Source organism: Paenibacillus sp. FSL H7-0940, from assembly GCF_037979415.1.
GTDB classification, from domain to species: Bacteria; Bacillota; Bacilli; order Paenibacillales; family Paenibacillaceae; genus Paenibacillus; species Paenibacillus amylolyticus.
Map to the genome: position 1 here is coordinate 6,009,881 of NZ_CP150280.1, position 20,191 is coordinate 6,030,071.

A 20,191-nucleotide genomic window follows, 5' to 3' on the forward strand; every position below is an offset into this window, starting at 1 on the left:
GTAAGTTCAGACAGGAGGGTGAGCATGAAGCTATTCATACACCGCAAAGATTTGCGTACGGATGATCTGGCCGCATTCGATTATTTGCGGGAACACCAAGAAGAGAGCGTGCATGTTCTCATCTATGATTCATTCCTCCTGCGGCAAGGCCGAGAGAAGGAACACAGCGGTGTGAATTTCAGGCAGCACGCAGCGGAATTAGGCAGACAGTATCTTGAAGCCAATCGAAAACTGCATGTTGCTTTTGGCAAACCGGCTGAAGTGGTTGAATTCATCCTGAACGAATTCAAAGGTGAGATTAACGAGATTGTGGTCCATCGGGACATGACGCCATATGCAATCGAGCGGGATAGGGCCATACGCAAAGTTAGTGAGGCGCACGAGGTTTCGTTCACACAACTGACGGATCATCTGTTAATGGATCTGAATGGATTTGCCAATTTTACAGGCAAGTCGGAGCCATATAAGGTATTTGCGGCTTTCCATCGGCGGTGGGTGGAATTCATGAATGAACATCCCAACCCTCCTTCGGCAACAACGGTTGCAGCGTTGAAGGTGAGTGATCGTCAGATTGAATGGCCGGATGCAGTGCAGGTACCTCCGGAGTTGCTGGAGGGCAGTGGTTCGAATGACGAGGACCCGCATCTGCTGTTGGATCAATTTTTGTCGGATCGAATTGCTGAATACGGGGATCATCGGGATGAATATGAGGCGTACGAGCCGAGTCATCTCAGTTCTTACGTAGCTGTGGGAGCTGTATCCATTCGCAAAATGTATGATGCGGCGAGTCGCACGGCTGAGGCTGGGGAATGGATCAGGCAGTTGTGCTTCCGCGACTTCTATCTGTATCGGGCGGTCTATGAGAGTCACTATTTTACATATGAAAAGGTGTACGATATCTCGGCTCTCCATGATGATTACTTTGAACGGTGGTGCAAGGCGGAGACAGGCATTCCGATTATTGATGCAGCGATGACGGAACTGAATGAAACTGGACATATGCCAAACCGGCTGCGGATTCTCACGGCGATGTTTCTCACCAAAAACCTGCAATGCCCATTCACCTTGGGCGAAGCTTATTTCAGGCGTAAGCTGCGTGACTATGATAACATTCAAAACCGAGGTAACTGGTTATGGTGTGCCTCGCTTGGGGAGAATGCGGCTCCGTATTTTCGCGTGAACAATCCGGTAACACAATCCGAGAAGTATGATCCGCAAGGTGATTATATTCGCAAGTGGTTGCCTGAATTGAAGGATCTGCATAGCAAGGACATCCATCAGCCACGCAAAGATGCCATTGTTGATCTGAAGGCATCGAGACACGCAGCGATTGACGTGTATAAACAGATTCTGGCGAGTCGTGCGAAGTAGACTCAGTCAGGGCGGGATGCATGCCCAAACCCAAATTTACCATTCTCATCCGGTTGATCCAATATTCATTTGGTTGAGAGCAGGATGTTCCACAGACCGCGTACTCGCGGTCTTTTTTACATATATAGACATGAAAATAGTGTGAAATGTGTTGGAAATTTAGGAATTGTTAAGAAAATGGACTATCCATCTTAAGCATTATGGCTTTTAATAGATAGAGAGCTTTATTGTATTAAGTCATATCTGACATATTGACGAACACATTAAGGAGAAACGTAAACATGAGTGAAACACTGAAAAGAGAGCGAATTCCAGAGCTGAATCTGGTGCGTGCCCTGGCAATTATCGGCGTACTCAGCGTGCATTCTACGTCCTACGCGACGGTGGACATGACGGGCTCAGGCTACTACTGGCTGTACAACTTTATTAATATCTTTATGAAATATGGTACGCCAACCTTTATTTTTATGAGCAGTTTCGTACTGTTCTATAACTATTATTCCCGTCCACTGGATAAGAAACTCGTGAGTAACTTCTACAAGAAAAGATTTGTGTATATTTTGCTTCCGTATTTCCTTTTTTCATTAATGTATTTTGTGTTGCTGCATTTCACGCATTATCAGGGCCGACCTTTCGGCGAATCGGCAGTAAGTTTTATCACGAAATTGTTTACAGGTAAGGCCTATACACATCTGTACTTTGTGTTTATTAACATGCAATTTTATCTGTTATTCCCATTGGTGTTATGGTTGCTTAAGAAATATCCTTCTGTGGTGAAATGGTCTGTTCCGATTGGACTATTGATTCAATGGGCATTCATCGTAAGTAATAAATATGGATTCCAGGTACCCAACAAGGGAAGCTGGGCGTTCTCGTACTTCTCCTATTTCATGCTGGGTGCTTTTATCGGGGTATATTTCCCTAAAATCAAGCAATGGTTTGTCATCAGTCGAGCCAATGCAACCAAAGGACGCGTAGCTTCATGGATTCTGCTCTGGGCGGTATGGATCATTGCCGGACTTGGCCATGTGTATATCTATTACCTGCTGCGTCTGAAGATCGCAACGTATAACACACTGTGGTATGAATTCTTCTGGAATGTGCATACCTTTGCTTGTGCGCTGGTGCTTATCCAGATTGCCTATCTGCTCTATCGCAAAGGGCCGTCACTCATCGTCAAGCCGCTGAATCGGCTTGGGGCATTGTCCTTTGGCATCTATCTGATTCATCCATTCTTCCTGTTGGTGTATCGGAATTATCCACCTCAAACAGGAGTATCGTGGTTAGTGCATCTATGGTATGCCGGAGGATTCGGTGTAGCTCTAATCGCTTCGTGGATCGTCGTTGGATTGACGGCAAGGTTTGTTCCATATGCATGGGTCATCTTTGGCAATCTGCCAAAACCCAAACCACGTCTCGTCCCACAACAGAACTCGGGGCAATTGGACGTTCGTTAAGATACATTTCCAACACAGGAATAATAAACCGTTTCTTGGTCGACCTTAGGGAAGAGCAGGAAGCGGTTTTTTTGATGTATGCAGATATGTGTAATATGGGGAACGAGTGTTTCTTTTTCATGTAAGAGGGGTAATCATAAGGCGGAACGATAATACATTATGGATAACAGGATTAAGGTGAATATAATGACAACATGCGAAAAATGCGGGAGACCGATGCAGGATATATTGGAATATGTGGAACACATTCTTCACGAATGCAGTGAACAGACACAGGAGTACAACTCAAAAGATTATCAGGCCTATGGCCATGAGGGTGTTCACGAGCAGATGTGATACAATAGAAAGAAACCGGATTCATACGGAACCGAGGTGACAACATGGAGACGGGTCCAGCCCCTTTCCGGCAAGGAAAGACGGAACAAGAAGCGCGACTGAGCAAAACGTGTATGTATTGCGGACAACAGCGGCCGATGTCCGAATTCCGGCGCAGAACCGGAAAGCGGGCAGGTCCCGGAGCCAGGCGTGGAGCCTGCCGCAGCTGTCGCCAGCTTGGTGGACAGGCTGACCACGAGTCAGGTTCAAGCGTGAGCGGACGAACGAATGAACGGATCGAGCATCAACGGGATGGCTTGGAGACACGTGCTGTTACTGCCAGACCCTTTGCATCTGCAAGAAATGAGGCAGGTCGTATCTCCCATGGTATGGAGCAGGGATCAGCTACGGTGTCTGAGTCTGACAGAAGTCTGTTGTCTCAACCGTCAGTAGACTCGTCATCTTCGAATGACGATGAACATGCTGACTTGGTGACTTCCTCACCCTCTTCTTCGGGTATTCGGAAGAAGAGGAGAAGACGGAGGAAGAGCAAGCGATCAGAGAGCATAACGGGCAATGAGCTGAGAGAGACGAGTCTGGAGCATGATGGTTTGGCGGGTGAGGTAGGAGATGAGCCACAGCCAGGCGAGCGCTGGCGTGGGGAAGAAGGGCATTCGCACGGGCATGCTGTTGCGAATGAAAAAGGCAGTGCACAGCGGGCTGGCGCGCGAGCAGCCGCTGCAGTGCAGGCCGTCGAGCAGACTGCGGCGGCCCACCAGGCTCTGCTGCAGGCTGAGCCGCAAGGCCCGGCAGCAGAGCCCATGGCTGCGGATCAACCGACCGCAGCCAAACGCAAGCGCAAGCGGCGCCGCAAGCGTGTTGCCGCGCTCGCGCCCGGCGCAGGGCAGGCCCGCAGCGTAGCTGCTGAGGCCCATGCGCCGGCACTGAGCGACCGTGGCGATGCCACCACGGTCGCTGCACCTTCGGCGGCGGAGGCACAGCCTGCCGCCACCGGGCGCGAGCCCGGGCAAGCGCCGGGGGCCGCTGCGGAGGCAGGGCCTCCTGCGCCCGTGCGCCAGCCTGGCTCGCCAGGGTCCAAGCCGCGCCAGACGCGCAAGGAGCGTGCGCCCAAGGCGAGCGGCGAAGACGCTGCCCGCGTTGCATCCGGGCAGCGACCCGCGCACGCCAGCCGTAGTCACGGGGCTGGCACGGATGGCCGTCCCCGCCGCCAGACCCCGTCGGCCCCGGTAGCCATCGACCCGGAAGATCCGGCTTCGCTCCGGACCAACCGGCAAGGCATGGTACGGATGAGAGGTAAGACGGACAAAGGCAGACGCTGGCATCAGGAAGTGGACATGGAGCTTGCGGTCACGCTGGTGAAGGAAAAAGCCGCTGTGGTGGTCAATCGGTATACGATTCGCCGATTGTTCAGCAACAAGGATTTCAAACGGTATATTTTGACCCGGGATCACTACACCTGTTACTTCTGTGGATCGTACGGAGATACGATTGACCATCTGCTGCCGCGTGCTAAAGGTGGACATACCACTCCGCTCAACTGTGTCTGCGCCTGTAATCTGTGCAACCAGTCCAAAGCAGCGATGGATGCCGAAGAGTTCATGCGTTCCGGTATTCCCGAATGGAATGCTGCCCATCAGGCAGAATTGATTGAACTGGCCATGCAGGAAGCGCAGCTGGAAGAAGGATAATATGCCCCCGAAGATGGATCGGGGTTTCGATATGAAGAGCACACCAAGACCACAGAGGTCGAGGTGTGCTTTTTTGATTTAATTCTGATTTGGGTGGGAAGTCAGTTCGCTGTGCAATAATTTCTTCAAATTGACAACGGTGTTCATCGAAGATGTACGTTATACTGGGAGGGAGTTACTAAAGAAGCTTCATCATCCATATGAATGATGAAATGTATAGTGAACATCAAACCTGAGAACTTAGACTGTATAGATTGGATGGATGCAGATGACCCCGGCAGCATTGGACATTATGTCATATATTACGGAAGAAAATATTCGTTTCTGGCTGGAGAAGTTTCGCTCCCTGGGCCCGTTACCGGGAATTTTGCTTACGTTTATGAAATCATTTGTACCACCACTTCCAACGCTGTTGATTGTGGGCGTGAACGGTGCGGTATACGGTCTGTGGGCAGGGTTTTTATATTCATGGATCGGCATGGTGCTCGGTTGCACTGTTACATTCCTGATCGTACGGGAGATTGGGAAATCCGCTTTTGTGGAACGATGGGCACGCAAACCTCGTGTGCAACGCAGCATGGTATGGATTCGAAGGAATGCATTCAGTTATGTTTTTCTGCTGAGTATCTTCCCGGTAGGTCCGTTTGTCATTATTAATGTGGCGGCAGGTATCGCGCGAATGCGATTATTATCTTTCCTGCTTGCGGTGGGCTGTGGTAAAGCGATCATGATCTTCTCTGTTACGTATATCGGTTCCAATGTGGAACAATTTCTGGAGCACCCAATACGCTGGGTAGGTGTATTGCTGTTTATTGCGGTATCCCTGTGGGCAAGCCGCAAACTGGAGCGACACTTTACCCGGTCATCGTCAGATGGTGAAGAGCTGAATAATCTGAATCAACCCTCTGGAAAATCGATCTCCTCCTAGTTTCGGGGTACAGTGGTATATCTGTTTGGTATTTATAAATTACCTGAGATGGAAGGTAGGCCACATGCGATGAGGTACTACAGTATCCGACTTGCGAGTATGGAGCGGAACTAAAATTTGCTGGCGTGCGATAGATTAGAAATTAGAAAAAACATATAGACTGTACTCCGGCATGACTCCTACTTGTCCGGGGAACAGTCTATTTTTCATGCTTGATTACTGGAACGACTTCTCCTGTGCATTGTCCAATAACATGCTTCTTGATTATCTCCTATCTGTTATGACTTCTTCCCATTCCAGATTTCTAGTAGCGGTCCGTGCTGTCCATAGACCGGATCGGTAACCGGGATCGGAACCTTTCGAATTTCCTGAAGAGCCTTGGCACGATCGTCTTCCTCACCTGTGCGTGTGTTGTAACTCATGCCGCCCGGATAAGCACCGGCAATACGAAAATCAGTGCTGGACTCCAGACGTTTATGCCCTGTTCCAGCGGGAAGCACGACAACGTCGCCTGTTTGAAGGTAAACTTTCTGACCATTTTCTCCGCCTAAAATCAGTTTCACGAATCCACTCACCACAGCAAGAGCCTCATGAGCATTACTATGATAATGATGATAATTGAACACACCATTCAACCAGCTATTTCCCCATCCATTACGGTTCAGCAACGATTCTGCGTGAAGGGCCTCTTCAGCCCATACATTCTTATACAAAAGCACAGGCAGGGTCGGATGATTGGGAATTACACCGTCATCCTGAAGGAATAACGTCTCTATGTCCTTTTTCCGTTCATTCATCTCACATCACCTCACTATAAATTACCCGATAACCTCAAGGACGAACAAAAAACAATTGTAAAATAATACAAAGTGTATCATTTTAAGGGTATACTCAGTACATAAACTCTCTTCAATGCACTCGTTGTATAAATCGCAAGGGGGAATCGTGTGTGAACATTGTGATTACAGGGGCTTCTGGATTTGTGGGATTTAATCTTTCACAGTATTTGGCGCAAAAAGGGCATCGAATTACCCTTCTGGATCGGGATGATTATTGTCAGAGGCTGGTTCATATCTCTCCTCTGCACGAGATGCCGTTCATCTGTTGTGACCTTGCATCGGACCGGATTCATCTACCTCCAGGAACAGATTACATAATCCATCTGGCGGCCATGCCACACGTGGATTATTCGTATCATCAGCCAGGGGAAGTTTTCCGCAATAATACACTCAGCACACAGTCTATCCTGCAATATGCTACAGAACATCACATTCCAGTCTTGCTGGCTTCATCCGTTGAAGTGTATGGCGGCGATTGGGGCAGAGTCTATCATGAATCAGATCCGTATGCACCCGTCTCTCCTTATTCCGCGTCCAAAGTCGCGTGTGAAATGCTGGCTCACTCCTATGCTCAATGTTACCAGCTTCCAGTCAAAATCTTTCGTTTGACCAACCTCTATGGTCCATGGCAGTTGCCAGACCGTATTATTCCCCGAAATTTTGGTCGGATGTTGGACGGACTGCCTCTGGATATCCAGGGATCGGCAGTGCGTGATTTCTTGTATGTAGATGATGCCCTCCGGGCCATTGAACAGATCATGCTGAAAGGCAAAGACGGACAGGTCTACAACATATCGACAGGGCTTGGAACAACCATGCAGGAAATAGGGGAGATATTGAAACCAATGGATCGATCCGTAGCTGCTGTAGAGATCCGGGAGCAAGAACCAACCCAGTCCAGAGGGTCGAGTCTGGTCGTACATTCAGGCAGATTGCGAGCGGAATTGGGTTGGTTACCACAAACCACGTTGGAAAAGGGATTGGAAAAAACCTTCCGTTGGTATCAGGAACATCCCGAATGGGTCAGACAGTTCAGCCGTGAATACCATACAACAAGGGAAACGCGCAGTTTCATTATCGATATGGCAAGATACGCAGTTCCAGCAGTATAAAATGAACAAAAAAAGCCAGGGAAGGGTGTATTGAGTAACACCTTCCTTGGCTTTTTTGCGCCTCCGTCTCATTTTCGGATAGCTTCCGAACACGGACGGTCAGGCTATTTTAAAATAATCTATTGCACGAAATCTTCGTGCTGTTGGACCTCACATTAAAAGGATCTAGTGATGATCTTTTATAATGTCGGCAATTTTATCCTGTACAGCACCTTTGGCTTTGTCTTTTTTACCCTCAGCCTGAAGGGATCTGTTATTGGTTGCATTACCGATCTGATCCTTCACTTCGCCTTTGGCCTTGTTTACGCCTGCTTTGATTTTATCGCCAGTTGAATTACTCATATCGAACATCTCCTTCGTTTCTGGTGTAGTCCTTATTAACCGGGATGTCCGCATTCTAAACGTTCACTATTTCATGGCGGTCAGAAATTTGTTCTGGATATTTTGTCAGAAATGATCTGTACGAAGAGTCAGTATAAGTATAGGCATTGCATAATTGCGTGCTTCATTAAAGGAATGAGAGGATGTTATGATATGAGCAATTATATTGGAAATGGTGCGTATTGTTACGCCAATTCAGCTTCAATGTTGCTGTCGTCCATTGGAGAAAAGATAGATCCCGGTCTGCTTGAAACCATCGGTGGCTTTTCACTAGGGGCCTTTCGAACGCAGGAAGATATGCTTTTTTTTGATAACTGTACCTCCAGTCCTGATCTGGCCATCAGCAAGGCGATGAGCATTCTGGGATTTAGTGTGCGCGAAAGTGTGCAAGCACGGGGTACAGAGATACCTGTAGATGAGCTAAGAGAGGCTTTGAAGCAGGGCCCTGTGATGATGGGGCCGCTGGATATGGGCAAACTCGTCTACAATCCCAACTCTCCCAACCTGGGTGGTTGCGATCATTATGTAGTGGCGCTCAATATGAGGGGCGATGAAATATGTCTGCATGACCCGGCTGGATTTCCGAATGTCTTCCTGACACTGGATAAACTTGAGGAAGCATGGAAGTCTGAATTCCCATGGAGTAGCGGTGTGTATCGACGATGGTGGAGTCCTGAACGCATTGAACATCCTGATCTGGAGGAGATTAACCGCCGGGCTTTCACTTGGTTCAAATCAACCCTTACAGAACAGACCCATGATATTGCTGCACAGGAAGGACGAACCGGAGCTTCAGCCATTCTGCATAAGGCGGAACAGGTTCGTGCTGGAGCAATCGATGGTAATGAGTGGGCTCATTATGTGTATTTTGCTCTGCCAGTAGGCGCGCGTCGTGCCCATGATTATGGTTTGTTTTTTAACACAATCCATCCTGACCTTTCTGCTTTGAAATACGCACATTCCCGCCAATTCGGGGAATGCCAATCCCGTCTTGTCTCTCGGAACTGGGAGGCTGCTGCGACAATCATGGTGGCACTCGCGGAGACGGAAGCCATGATCGAAGCTTCTATTTTGAAGATGGAGTAATGAAAGTGAAGCGGCGCTATAAGAAAGGGAGATATAAATGGATGGATTAACTAACAATCGCCATATCAGGTCAGGGGAAGATGAGATATTAGAGGATCGGCAAAAGGAGCCGGATATCACGCTTATCCAACGAGCCCAAACGGGGGATACAGAGGCCTTTGGAGAGTTGATTCACCGTTACCGTGGGCAATTGTTTCGTTATGTGCGAGCACTTACGTATGATTCTTATCTCGCAGAAGACATTTTACAGGATGGGCTTATTCGTGCGTTCATTCATATGGGACAGCTTCAGAATGCTGAGCGTTTTATGGCCTGGATGCAGCGCATTGTGCGTAATCAGGCATACTCACATATGCAGCGCCAAAAGCAGCAGCGGGAACAACATTTTTCTTCGTTCTTTGCATTTGGATTTGGAGCCGATGATGCCTCATGGAGCGATCAAGACTCGCTCGACATGACGCTGAATCAACTTTTGAATGACACAGATCGGAGATCGCAGGATACAGGCTATGATCCGTATCAAGCTGTTGCTCAGCAGGAAATGAGGAACAATCTCCACAGGCTGTTGGGTTGTCTGAATGAAAGAGAACAACAAGTCTTCACATCATATTGGATGGAGCAGCTGTCACCGCAAGAAATGGCCTGCAAATTCAATCTGACAAGTGCCAATGTGTATCAAATTCTGTCTCGTTCACGTAAAAAAGTGTCTCAGCTTCATATTCATTTATCTGTAGAAGAAATGCTGGCAGAGTGGAATTCACTCGGGCAAAATCGAGTGTCTCTGGAGGAACCCCTTTCGTTTCGGGCTCCCCACACCTGGAACTCGGCAGCAGCATCCATTCACGAGATGTTAGGTTATATCGGTCCATCTCCGTCTCTCCCCATGGTTATGGGGATGAGTGGACTTTCTTTTCGTTTGACCATCCTGCCTCAGGACATACATATTGCTGGACCTACCGCCTATAACTTCAAAGAGGTGCTTACAAGAGGATTGCAACATATGGGTTACCGTTCCCATGCGGTTGAGGCTTTGGCGAGCGAAGCGGGACTCAATGCCAATCTGGTCGATCCTTCGATGCTAGAGGAGAAAGCCAAAGGGAAAAGGTTGCTTAATCCAAGACTTGTCCAGGCCCTCTCCCTGATACGTTACGCCATTCATCGTGGAGTTCCGGCCGTCGTGTGGGACCTGAATATTCCTGAATTCGGGTTGATCTATGGCTATGATGATGCAGCCCGGACCCTATACGGTACCGATTTCACTAAATCAGGAACAATTCCCTATGATCATGTAGGCCGGGGTGTGAATCAGGAAGTATTTGTACTGGCAGCCGAATCAGATGGCATGATACGAGAAATGAACTTGCACGCGGCACTGACAGCTGCGTTGGCTCATTATCGTGGAGAGGACCCGTATACCTTGCCGAACACAGTCAGTGGTGTGGCTGCCTATGCAGTCTGGAGAGAAGCCCTAGAATACAGACGGGTAGAACCGAACGGTCACGCTTATAACATTGCGGTTTTGTGGGATGCAAGACGTTATGCAAGTAAGTTTTTCAAAGAACTTTCTCTAAAGTGGGCTTCGACTGCCTGCTATTCCAACTTGATTCCATTCTGTCTTCAGGCAGAAGAGTTATATCGAAACATGTCTCAAAAGTTAAATACACTCGCAGAATTATTTCCTTTTCCAGATGGAGGACTGCCTAATGAGAAGCTTCATGCCGATCAGGCTATCTCGATACTGCTGGAAGTGGAGGAATTGGAGCGAGCCGGCATCGTTGCAATAAAAGCATTGCTTGAAGAAATGGATCAGTATTCCCCAGAAATAGTTATGGTTTGACCTAATTGTACCGATCAGATTGGGCAAACAGTGAAAATAAATATCAGGAGGCAGGACGATCCGTCAGGCCTTCTTTCTGTCTTTTTTGCATTCGTGACGCAAGAGGTTCATACTTGAAATAGAAAAGATGTCTCAATGATGGAATAAGGCTGAGCCCAACGCTGCATAATAACGACAGTGACCAATTTCGTTGCATGATTATCGTGATACTGGAAAACAATTCCTGAATGTTTGGATAAACAAATCCTTCCTTGTGTACATATCGCACATCTGGTCATATGTGATCTTGTCTTAATACCACATGTGGTAGGAATACGGATCTTGGACAGGAGGATCGGCGGCGTTAGCTTGCCTGAATGGGTTGACAAAAAAATCGATTTTGTTACAATGTTCACAATATCTTCACAAGTGTAAAAAATTTCTTTTTCATGTTCATGTGTAAGAGGTGTAATATAAGGGTATAGAGTTCGGTTTCGGCCTGCTTGTCGTTTTGTGCGTCAACACATGTTGTCCGCAATAGATCCAAGATACAATGCATGATATGGGAGTGGCCCTGAGCTACGCTCATCCTATTGTGTGAAATTTGGTACATTTAAATGTATTCGATGTATTTTGTGGTTCGGCTCTGCTTGACAGGCATCATGAAAGTCGCGGACTTCTATCCCAAAGTAAAGGAGGACTTTCTCTTATGTCACAATCGCCTACTCAACAAGAGGTGCCAGTTACAGAAGGTGCCAACGTTTCCGAGCGCCAGTCCTTGGACGTTCTGGATCAACTGATGAAGCCTGAGGTACAGGAGTCTTTAACCGTTCTGGTGGAGAACCTGCCTAAATTGGCTGAAATGGTTACTGCTATGACAAAAGCTTATGACTTTGCACAAAGTGTAGCAACAGACAAAGTTCTGATCAGCGACACAATGAGCGCAATGGGCGAGTTCGCTAAGCCTGTTGTAGACAAAGCTAAAGGTGTAGCTTCTGCTGCCATCGAAGCCAATGACCGTGCGCAAACAGAGCAAACTTCAGTTGGCTTGTTCGCTATGCTGAAAATGCTTAAAGATCCAAACGTACAACAATCGCTTCGTTTTGCTCAATCTTTCTTGAGCATCTTGAACGAGCGTCAACAACCGAAACGTTAAGACTTAGAAGAACGGAGGATGGATATGTCGAAGCAAATTTTGATCTTGGGTGGAGGATACGGCGGTCTGTTGACTGCATTGACTGCGCGTCAATACTTGTCTCCGGAAGAAGCGACAATTACTGTCGTGAACCGTTACCCTACACACCAAATTATCACGGAACTGCACCGTCTTGCAGCGGGAAGCATTGCTGAACAAGCAGTTGCTCTTCCACTTGAAAAATTGCTGCGTGGCAAAAACGTGAACTTGAAAATCGATACGGTGGATACAATCAAGCCGGACGAGAAAAAAGTTCTGATGACCAGCGGCTCCACATACTCTTACGATGCACTTGTTGTTGCCTTGGGCAGCGAAACGGCATTCTTCGGAATTCCGGGATTGCAAGAGTACAGCTTCACGCTCAAATCGGTTAGCGATGCAAACCGTATTCGTGCACACGTTGAAGCGCGTCTTGATGCTTACAAACAGTCCGGCAACAAAGCAGACGCTACGTTTGTTATTGGTGGCGGCGGCTTGACAGGTATTGAGCTTGTTGGCGAATTCGCTGACCTGCTTCCTGCTGTATGTCAAGAAAAAGGCATCGACTTCAAAGAAGTATCCCTGTACACAGTTGAAGCAGGTCCTTCCATCCTGGCAGGATTCCCGCCAGAGCTGGTTGAACGTGCTAAATCAAGTCTTGAGAAACGTGGCGTTAACTTCATCGTTGGCGTAGCGATTACCGAGATGAAAGAAAACGAAGTTCTGCTGAAAGACGGCAGCTCCATCCCTACGAACACACTCGTATGGACAGGTGGCGTACAAGGCAACGCTGTTGTTGCTAACAGCGGAATTGAAGTGGATCGTGGCCGTGCGAAAGTTACGGAAGTTCTGCAATCTACTTCTCACAAAGACGTGTTTGTTGCTGGTGACAGCGCAGTGGTCTTCCCTAGCGAAGGCGCTCGCCCTTACCCTCCAACAGCACAATTGGCTTGGCAAATGGGTGAGACTATTGGTCACAACTTGGGCGTTATGTTCAAAGGTGGCGCAATGGAATCCTTCACACCAGTATTCTCCGGTACGCTGGGAAGTCTGGGTCGTAAAGATGCTGTCGGCATGATCGGTGGCAACCAGACTCGTCTGAAAGGTCTGCCTGCAACCATGATGAAAGAAGCAAGTAACATCCGTTACCTGGCTCATATTCACGGTTTGTTCGCACTGGCTTACTAATCTTAATGCCATTCAAGGGCGCCCTTTGGGCGTCCTTTTTGGTTGTTACCATTACAAAGAATAACAGATATTCTGATGAAAAAAGGTGCGGCAGAAGTGGTCGATGTGAGGTCGCGTATAAAGTACCTAGGGGATATGGCATATTAATGGAACGATGGAATCCTTCACATTTCATAGAGGTACTGAACGGGCATGGACATGAAGCCGGCGCTTAGAAGCGCCGGCTTTCGTTTAAATTATAGGATGAGCATCTTTAAATAAAAGGAACGGGGAGCAACAACAAGCCATCCGTTCAACTGAGAGGAGAATGACGTATGAACGTTTTAGTTATAGGAGCAAATGGACAAATCGGTAAGTTTGTGGTGGAGCAGCTGGCACAGGAAGGCAAACATAAAGTAACGGCTATGATCCGCAAACCGGAGCAGGCGGATGCACTGAAGGAACTCGGTGCCGAAGTGGTAATTGGTGACCTGGAGGGTAGTGTGGAGGACTTGGCTGAGGCAATGAAGGATCATAATGCCATTGTGTTTACGGCGGGTTCTGGCGGATCTACCGGTCAGGACAAAACACTGCTTATTGATCTTGACGGTGCGGTGAAAACGATGGAAGCCGCAGAGCAGCAAGGAATCTCCAGATATATTCTGGTCAGTGCGTATGGCGCAGATCAACGGGAGAAATGGTCAGAGTCCATCAAGCCTTATTACGTGGCGAAACATTACGCGGATCGTGTGTTGTTTGCAAGTGATCTCAATTACACGATTATACGTCCAGGTGGTCTGAAGAATGAACCGGGCACGGGCAAGATTGCAGTTGGAACCGATCTGGAGCCGGGAAGCATCCCGCGTGAAGATGTGGCCCGTGTCATTGTGGCTTCTTTGCAGGAAGAGAAGACGTACCGAATGGCCTTTGATCTGGTTGCCGGGGAGCATCCGGTTGAAGATGCCTTGGGCAAATTGTAGATGTTATTGTAAGATAACGGGAGAATGAAATGATGGGGATGAGGGGGAGCGCTGCATGAACGAAGCCGTGCTGGTCATAGAGGATGAGCCCAAAATAGCACGTCTGCTGGAACTGGAACTACAGTATGAGGGATATCAGGTGGGCAAGGCTGGTAGTGGAACAGAAGGACTGGAGAAGTATGCTGAAGGACAGTGGGATCTGATTCTGCTGGATGTGATGTTGCCTGGTCTGAGTGGAATTGAAGTGTTGCGGCGAGTTCGGGCCAAAGATGCTACGGTTCCGATCATTATGCTCACTGCCAAAGATTCTGTAGAAGACAAAGTATCCGGCCTGGATCTAGGAGCCAATGACTACATCACCAAGCCCTTCCAGATTGAAGAGCTGCTTGCCCGAGTTCGGGCTGCATTGCGGCTTAGTGCAGTGGCGTCTGTTGTTTCTTCCGCTTCTTCTTCTACACCTGCTGATATGGGGAATGACTCTTCTGGGCATCAGGATGAAGCTGAGGCGGGCTGGTTGACGGCTGCCGGGTTGAAACTAAATGAAGGAACGCGAGAGGTATCCCGAGATGGTGTGGCCATTGAGCTTACTCCACGTGAGTTCGATCTGCTCGTGTATCTGCTTCAGAATCAACGTCAGGTGCTCAGTCGTGATCAGATTGTGCAGGCCGTGTGGGGATACGATTATTATGGAGATACTAATGTGGTGGATGTGTACATCCGTTATGTGCGCAAAAAGGTGGATAACGGATTCACACCACCCTTAATACATACCGTACGGGGCGTAGGATACGTCCTGAAGGAACAGTTATGAGCCTGCGCAGTAAAATCTACGGATATTCGTCTGTATTATTTGCTGTGCTGTTAATCGCGGTGAACCTGTCGGTCTACATCGTGTTTGAACGGATGTCGATTGATAACGAAGTTAATCGGGTGGAAGCGGAAGCGGAGTCTATTGTCAAAGGAGTGCGTCAGTCTGCCGGCTCCATTCCGCCGGATGACTTGTTACGGGCGTACGCACCTGTGAACGGCATGCTTCGGATCGTTAATGAAGACGGCACCAGTTCCCCAGTGACAACAACAGCAGCTTCCGAGCAGCTGAGCAAGCTGCCCTATAAGTACGAAAGTGAGAAGAAATCGGAGTATACCCAAGTTGAGCAGATTGGTTATGTGTGGGTATCAGTCCCGGTCATCTGGCCTGATGGCGAGGTGGTGAATGTACAGGTCACCGAGAGCATTGCAGAGACGGAGAATCGTCTGTCTGTACTTCGAACTGTGCTTGTGGCGGTCACGATTATTGCTCTCATTCCAGCCATTATCTCCAGCCGGATTCTGGCGAATCGGATGACCAGACCGATTCAGCAGATGACACGTACAATGAGTGACATTCAGTCCAGCGGCCAATTCAAGCGTCTTCCACTGGAGGAAGGGTCTAAGGATGAACTGAAAACGATGGGACAGACGTTCAACCGGATGATGGATCTGCTCGAATCCAACTTTGAACGACAGGAGCGATTTGTATCCGATGCATCTCATGAGCTCAAAACACCACTGACTATTATTGAGAGTTATGCCAGTCTGCTACAGCGACGAGGAAAAGAGCGGCCCGAGGTATTTGATGAAGCGGTAGAAGCGATTCTGTCCGAATCGGTTCGCATGCGAGAGATGACCGAGCAACTGTTACTGCTCGCGAAGCAGCCAGAGCAGTGGAATGTACAGTTGGAGCGTGTGGATATCACGAGACTGGCTACAGACTCCACACGTGCGTTTCGCGAAGCCTATCACCGTGAAGTCCGTTGTGAAGATCCAGGTTCAATCTGGGCGATCAGCGATGAGAGCAAGCTGAAGCAGCTTTTGTTTATTTTGCTGGATAATGCCCGGAAGTATAGTGAAGATGCCATTGAAGTCAGGCTGGAAGCCAAGGGACAAGAGTGCCGTATTCGAATCGTGGATACCGGGATTGGTATGCGGGAGGACGAACTGGAGAAGGTATTTGACCGATTCTACCGGGTTGATCCGGCCAGAACACGTAGCTTAGGTGCAAGTGGTTCAGGTCTGGGATTGTCACTTGCCAAAGAGCTTGCAGGAGCAGTTGGAGCACGGATCGAACTGACCAGCACCGAGGGTGAAGGCACCGAGGCTTCGATTATTTTGCCTTTATCGGTTCAGAACGGGCCGCTCTCATGAAATTCTCATTCTTCTCTTATATACTGATAAGCATCAGATCAACTGGGGATGATAAGAGAGTGCATAGGGGGAAACGTGATGACAGAGCATGAGCAGCGACCACCGGAGATGAAACGGCATGAACAAGGGAACATTGGATGGGCGAAATCGCGAAGGTCACTCTGGTGGGGTGCAGGGCTTCTCGTTGTGCTGATTGTGGCAGTTGTGGTGTGGTGGAAGCCTTGGCAATCGACTGGTGCGGTACTTACGGCAGATGCGGCAGCACAATCGGTGCTTGATCAATATCCAGGAGAGATTGTAAATTCGACGTTGAAGGACGGGACGTATATCATGCAGCTCCGTTCGGAGACCGGCCTATATGATGTGCAAGTGGATGCCGTTACAGCTGCTGTGAATTCCATTAAACGGCTGGAGTCGAACCCGCAAGCGGAAGAGAAGACGTTATGGAGCCGCGAGCAGATCAAGACGGCGTTGTTAAAACAACAAACAGATAACCAATTGGTCTCGCTTGAACTTGTGGAGCAGCAAGGCAGTCCGGTATACACCGCGGTAGTGAAGGCAAAGGATAACAGCCGTGAAGAACTCACGATTGATCCATACACGGGAGAGACGATAGCTTCCAAAACAATAGCAGCCCCGACAACTGAACCAACCAAGGATGATCCCAAACCTCAGTTTCTGAGCGAGAAACAAGCCAAGCAGAAGGCGCTTGCGGAGGTTCCGGGGGAAGTGGACGACATCGAACTGCGTGGAACCAACAGCGGGAATCCATATTATCTGGTTGAAATTGATTTGGAGGATGGCCGGGAGGCTATTGTGCAAGTGAATGCCATCTCAGGAGCAATTCGTTCGGTGACTTGGGATGAGGACGATGATTAACATTTGTACAGGAATCCATTGAATATAGAGTTACACCTTGTTGGATAGATGATTCCTAATGTTGGGGTCATCTTTTTCATTTCTTTTAGATTACATACATAATGAACACTCATTAAATGAGCATTCTCTTCATTTTCTCATCAAATTCTAATCTAACTCTCGCTGATCTCTCATTCCTGCAGGTTATTCTATAAATGTAGACGAGAACGAAACAACAACAACGAGGAGATGAATGATGATGATGAACAAACATAAACTTTGGATTGGTAGCTTGTCAGCAGCAGTATTACTTGGTGGATCGGCCGTAGCGGCTAGCGGGAATGTGAACGGACAATCGGTGCAAACTACACCAACGTCAACAACACAATCTGCAACACAGAATCAGAACAGCACAGGTAAAATGCTGAATGCATCTCAAGCGAAAGCGTTGGCGTTAAAAGCAGCCGATGGTAAAGTGGATGACGTGGATCTGGAGCGTAGAAACGGCCAAACGTTCTATGAAGTTGAGATCGACAGAAAAGGAACCAATGATGTTGTCGTTCGTCTGGATGCTTATACAGGCAAAATTCTTGCGGTCGTGAATGATGAAGACTACGATGATGACGACGATTATAAAGGTACTGTAACAGGCAACACATCTAATAACTCTACTTCCAAGCAGGTCAAATTGACGGCATCCCAAGCTTCAAACATTGCGTTGAAACAAGTTACGGGTGGTAAAGTAACCAAAGTCGAGCTGGATCATGATGATGGTCGCTATGTGTATGAGATCGAGCTGAGAACTGCTCAAGGTGAAGCAGATGTAGATATCGATGCCAACACAGGTAAAGTGTTATCGTTTGACCAGGATTTTGACGACCAAGATTAAGCAATAAGGGCGAGTATACGCCGATAAAACATCATATAAAAACCTGCCTATGAACAGCCGCACACAGCTAGAGATCGTTACATCATGGAGGGGCAGGGCAGGTATAGCAGAGGACGCTTCGGGGGAAGCGTCTTTTTGTTGTTGATCGAGAGAGCGGAGTATAAAATTGTACATCTTCCGCCGGATTGTTCACTATTCGAGCAGGAACGTGGCGGATACAATCGGAATCAGGGAGGTGAACGCCCAGCCAGTATTGCCAGGAATTCTAATGCTGAAATGCATCATCGATCGGAGGCAGATGAGACATATCGATTTTAATTTTATGTAAGCGCTTCATAAAAAACATGGAGGTGCATTACGATATGGCTATGAACGATGGATGGTTGAAAAAGAATACACATTCACGTCGCTTTACCCGCCGCTTAAGTTATCTGCTTGCTTTGGTTTTGGCGCTGCAATCCATAGGTATGCTGCTTGCACCCGGACCGAATGCTTCAGCTGCTCCACTTAGTGTAACGAACGGGATACAGTTCAAGGATACCAATGGCAATGTCGTTCATGCTCATGGTGGCGGGATGATTAAGGCAAATGGGTATTATTACTGGTTTGGAGAGAACCGCAATACGAATGGAACGTTCAAGGCGGTATCGGTGTATCGTTCATCGGATCTGAAGAGCTGGGAGTATCGCAATGATGTGCTGACCAGCAGCTCGGCAGCCGAGCTAAATATCTCTAACATTGAACGCCCAAAGGTCATCTACAACAGTGCTACCGGCAAATATGTGCTGTGGATGCACAAGGAGAATGGTCTGGATTATGGCGAGGCCCGAGTGGCGGTAGCTACTTCGAATACGGTGGATGGCAACTACACGTATGTGGGCAGTTATCGTCCACTTGGGTATGATTCCAGAGACATGACGGTATACAACGATAACGGAACCGCTTATCTGATCTCTGCGACCCGAGTGAATGCGGATCTGAATATATATAAGCTGACCCCGGATTTCCTGGGTGTGGAATCCCTAGTCACAACGCTGTGGCCTGGACAATATCGTGAAGCACCAGCCCTATTCAAAAAAGACGGCGTCTACTTCCTGATTACCTCAGGTGCGACCGGCTGGAATCCAAATCAGGCCAAATATGCGACAGCCTCCAGCATTACAGGCACATGGAGCGGGCTTAGCAATTTTGGAGACAGCACAACGTATGGTTCCCAATCCACCTATGTCGTTCCTGTAGAAGGTTCACAGACCACATCCTATCTCTACATGGGTGATCGCTGGGCTGGTGCATGGAGCGGACCTGTGCAGGATTCCAAGTATGTTTGGCTGCCCCTATCGTTCCCTAGCGCAACTAGTCTGGCGATGAACTGGGCCAGCAGTATTACGATTGATACAGTAACAGGGACTGTGACCGGAGTGAGTACACCGGATGTCTGGGACCCGAATGCTTCATATCAGCTGATTAGCCGTAAAAGCAATAAATTACTGAATGTCATCGGGGGTTCTTCCGCCAACGGTGCGGATCTGGAGCAGCGAGCAGATGGGGGGACGACAAGTCAACAGTGGCAGATTACCGATGCGGGTGGCGGTTATGTCAAAATCATCAACCGTTCCAGTGGCAAGCTAATTGGTGTGGAGAATGGTGCCACGAACGACGGGGCTGTCATTGAACAGTGGAATGATGGTGGCTGGGCCAGCCAGCAATGGCAGCTCGTCCATGTAGGTGGTGGTTATTATAAACTGAAGAATCGCAGTACAGGCAAAGTATTGGATATCTCCAGTCAATCCCTGGCAGATGGGGCTGCGGCCATCCAGTGGACGGATAATGGCGGCACGAATCAACATTTTCAGATTGTTAAGGTGCAATAAGACTTTTTAGATATTAGAAATAAGGTTCACTATAAAGTGGAAGCCCTTGTCTCT

Annotated in this window: 17 protein-coding genes and 1 pseudogene; 16 read left to right on the forward strand and 2 right to left on the reverse strand. The window is 48.3% G+C overall.

What is annotated here, in order from left to right; translation table 11 throughout:
• Positions 1–24 precede the first annotated feature (24 nt).
• The 4 genes and pseudogenes from MHB71_RS26525 to MHB71_RS26540 all read left to right on the forward strand — a co-directional run bounded on the left by MHB71_RS26525 (position 25) and on the right by MHB71_RS26540 (position 5,780).
• Positions 25–1,371, forward strand: coding sequence for a deoxyribodipyrimidine photo-lyase (locus tag MHB71_RS26525; protein ID WP_340028109.1), 1,347 nt, complete (start codon positions 25–27; stop codon positions 1,369–1,371).
• Between the two features lie 281 nt (positions 1,372–1,652).
• Positions 1,653–2,828 carry an acyltransferase gene (locus MHB71_RS26530; RefSeq protein ID WP_047840877.1) on the forward strand — a complete coding sequence of 392 codons (1,176 nt, stop codon included), beginning with the start codon at positions 1,653–1,655 and terminating at the stop codon, positions 2,826–2,828.
• Positions 2,829–4,417: 1,589 nt separating this feature from the next.
• Positions 4,418–4,852, forward strand: a pseudogene (locus MHB71_RS26535) (HNH endonuclease); the annotation flags it as partial.
• Between the two features lie 268 nt (positions 4,853–5,120).
• Positions 5,121–5,780: a TVP38/TMEM64 family protein gene (locus MHB71_RS26540; RefSeq protein WP_083684553.1), complete on the forward strand. Its 660-nt coding sequence runs from the start codon at positions 5,121–5,123 to the stop codon at positions 5,778–5,780.
• A gap of 278 nt (positions 5,781–6,058) precedes the next feature.
• Here the strand turns inward: MHB71_RS26540 and MHB71_RS26545 are convergent, their stop codons facing one another.
• Positions 6,059–6,577 (reverse strand): cupin domain-containing protein, encoded by a 519-nt coding sequence (locus MHB71_RS26545; RefSeq protein ID WP_076320113.1) that lies wholly within the window; start codon positions 6,575–6,577, stop codon positions 6,059–6,061.
• Positions 6,578–6,729: 152 nt separating this feature from the next.
• On the opposite strand from MHB71_RS26545, the gene MHB71_RS26550 reads away from it, so the two are divergent.
• Positions 6,730–7,731, forward strand: coding sequence for an NAD-dependent epimerase/dehydratase family protein (locus tag MHB71_RS26550; protein WP_340028110.1), 1,002 nt, complete (start codon positions 6,730–6,732; stop codon positions 7,729–7,731).
• Positions 7,732–7,896: 165 nt separating this feature from the next.
• On the opposite strand, the gene MHB71_RS26555 is transcribed toward MHB71_RS26550, so the two are convergent.
• The gene (locus tag MHB71_RS26555; protein ID WP_340028111.1) at positions 7,897–8,073 is read right to left on the reverse strand and encodes a CsbD family protein; all 177 of its coding nucleotides are present in this window, start codon (positions 8,071–8,073) and stop codon (positions 7,897–7,899) included.
• A 192-nt stretch (positions 8,074–8,265) separates the two neighbouring features.
• On the opposite strand from MHB71_RS26555, the gene MHB71_RS26560 reads away from it, so the two are divergent.
• The 11 genes from MHB71_RS26560 to MHB71_RS26610 all read left to right on the forward strand — a co-directional run bounded on the left by MHB71_RS26560 (position 8,266) and on the right by MHB71_RS26610 (position 20,137).
• Complete coding sequence (locus MHB71_RS26560; RefSeq protein ID WP_340028112.1) at positions 8,266–9,198, forward strand: hypothetical protein; 933 nt, start codon at positions 8,266–8,268, stop codon at positions 9,196–9,198.
• Positions 9,199–9,235: 37 nt separating this feature from the next.
• The gene (locus MHB71_RS26565) at positions 9,236–11,035 is read left to right on the forward strand and encodes a sigma-70 family RNA polymerase sigma factor (protein WP_340028113.1); all 1,800 of its coding nucleotides are present in this window, start codon (positions 9,236–9,238) and stop codon (positions 11,033–11,035) included.
• Between the two features lie 688 nt (positions 11,036–11,723).
• A complete protein-coding gene (locus MHB71_RS26570; RefSeq protein WP_017691658.1) occupies positions 11,724–12,170 on the forward strand; it encodes a DUF1641 domain-containing protein in 447 nt (148 codons plus the stop codon).
• Between the two features lie 24 nt (positions 12,171–12,194).
• Positions 12,195–13,376 carry an NAD(P)/FAD-dependent oxidoreductase gene (locus MHB71_RS26575; RefSeq protein WP_036606574.1) on the forward strand — a complete coding sequence of 394 codons (1,182 nt, stop codon included), beginning with the start codon at positions 12,195–12,197 and terminating at the stop codon, positions 13,374–13,376.
• A gap of 314 nt (positions 13,377–13,690) precedes the next feature.
• Entirely contained in the window at positions 13,691–14,335 is a 645-nt protein-coding gene (locus tag MHB71_RS26580) for an SDR family oxidoreductase (RefSeq protein WP_340028114.1), read from the forward strand.
• 55 nt (positions 14,336–14,390) lie between these two features.
• The gene (locus MHB71_RS26585; protein WP_100528216.1) at positions 14,391–15,146 is read left to right on the forward strand and encodes a response regulator transcription factor; all 756 of its coding nucleotides are present in this window, start codon (positions 14,391–14,393) and stop codon (positions 15,144–15,146) included.
• On the forward strand, positions 15,143–16,519 hold the full coding sequence (locus MHB71_RS26590; protein ID WP_127550369.1) for an ATP-binding protein: 1,377 nt from the start codon (positions 15,143–15,145) through the stop codon (positions 16,517–16,519). The genes MHB71_RS26585 and MHB71_RS26590 overlap by 4 nt, the downstream gene beginning before the upstream one ends.
• 78 nt (positions 16,520–16,597) lie before the next feature.
• Positions 16,598–17,398, forward strand: a complete 801-nt coding sequence (locus tag MHB71_RS26595; protein ID WP_036671624.1) for a PepSY domain-containing protein — start codon at positions 16,598–16,600, stop codon at positions 17,396–17,398.
• Between the two features lie 238 nt (positions 17,399–17,636).
• The gene (locus tag MHB71_RS26600) at positions 17,637–18,266 is read left to right on the forward strand and encodes a PepSY domain-containing protein (RefSeq protein ID WP_036671701.1); all 630 of its coding nucleotides are present in this window, start codon (positions 17,637–17,639) and stop codon (positions 18,264–18,266) included.
• 138 nt (positions 18,267–18,404) lie between these two features.
• Positions 18,405–18,584, forward strand: a complete 180-nt coding sequence (locus tag MHB71_RS26605; protein WP_143781152.1) for a hypothetical protein — start codon at positions 18,405–18,407, stop codon at positions 18,582–18,584.
• Positions 18,585–18,628: 44 nt separating this feature from the next.
• Complete coding sequence (locus MHB71_RS26610; RefSeq protein WP_340028115.1) at positions 18,629–20,137, forward strand: RICIN domain-containing protein; 1,509 nt, start codon at positions 18,629–18,631, stop codon at positions 20,135–20,137.
• Positions 20,138–20,191 lie beyond the last annotated feature (54 nt).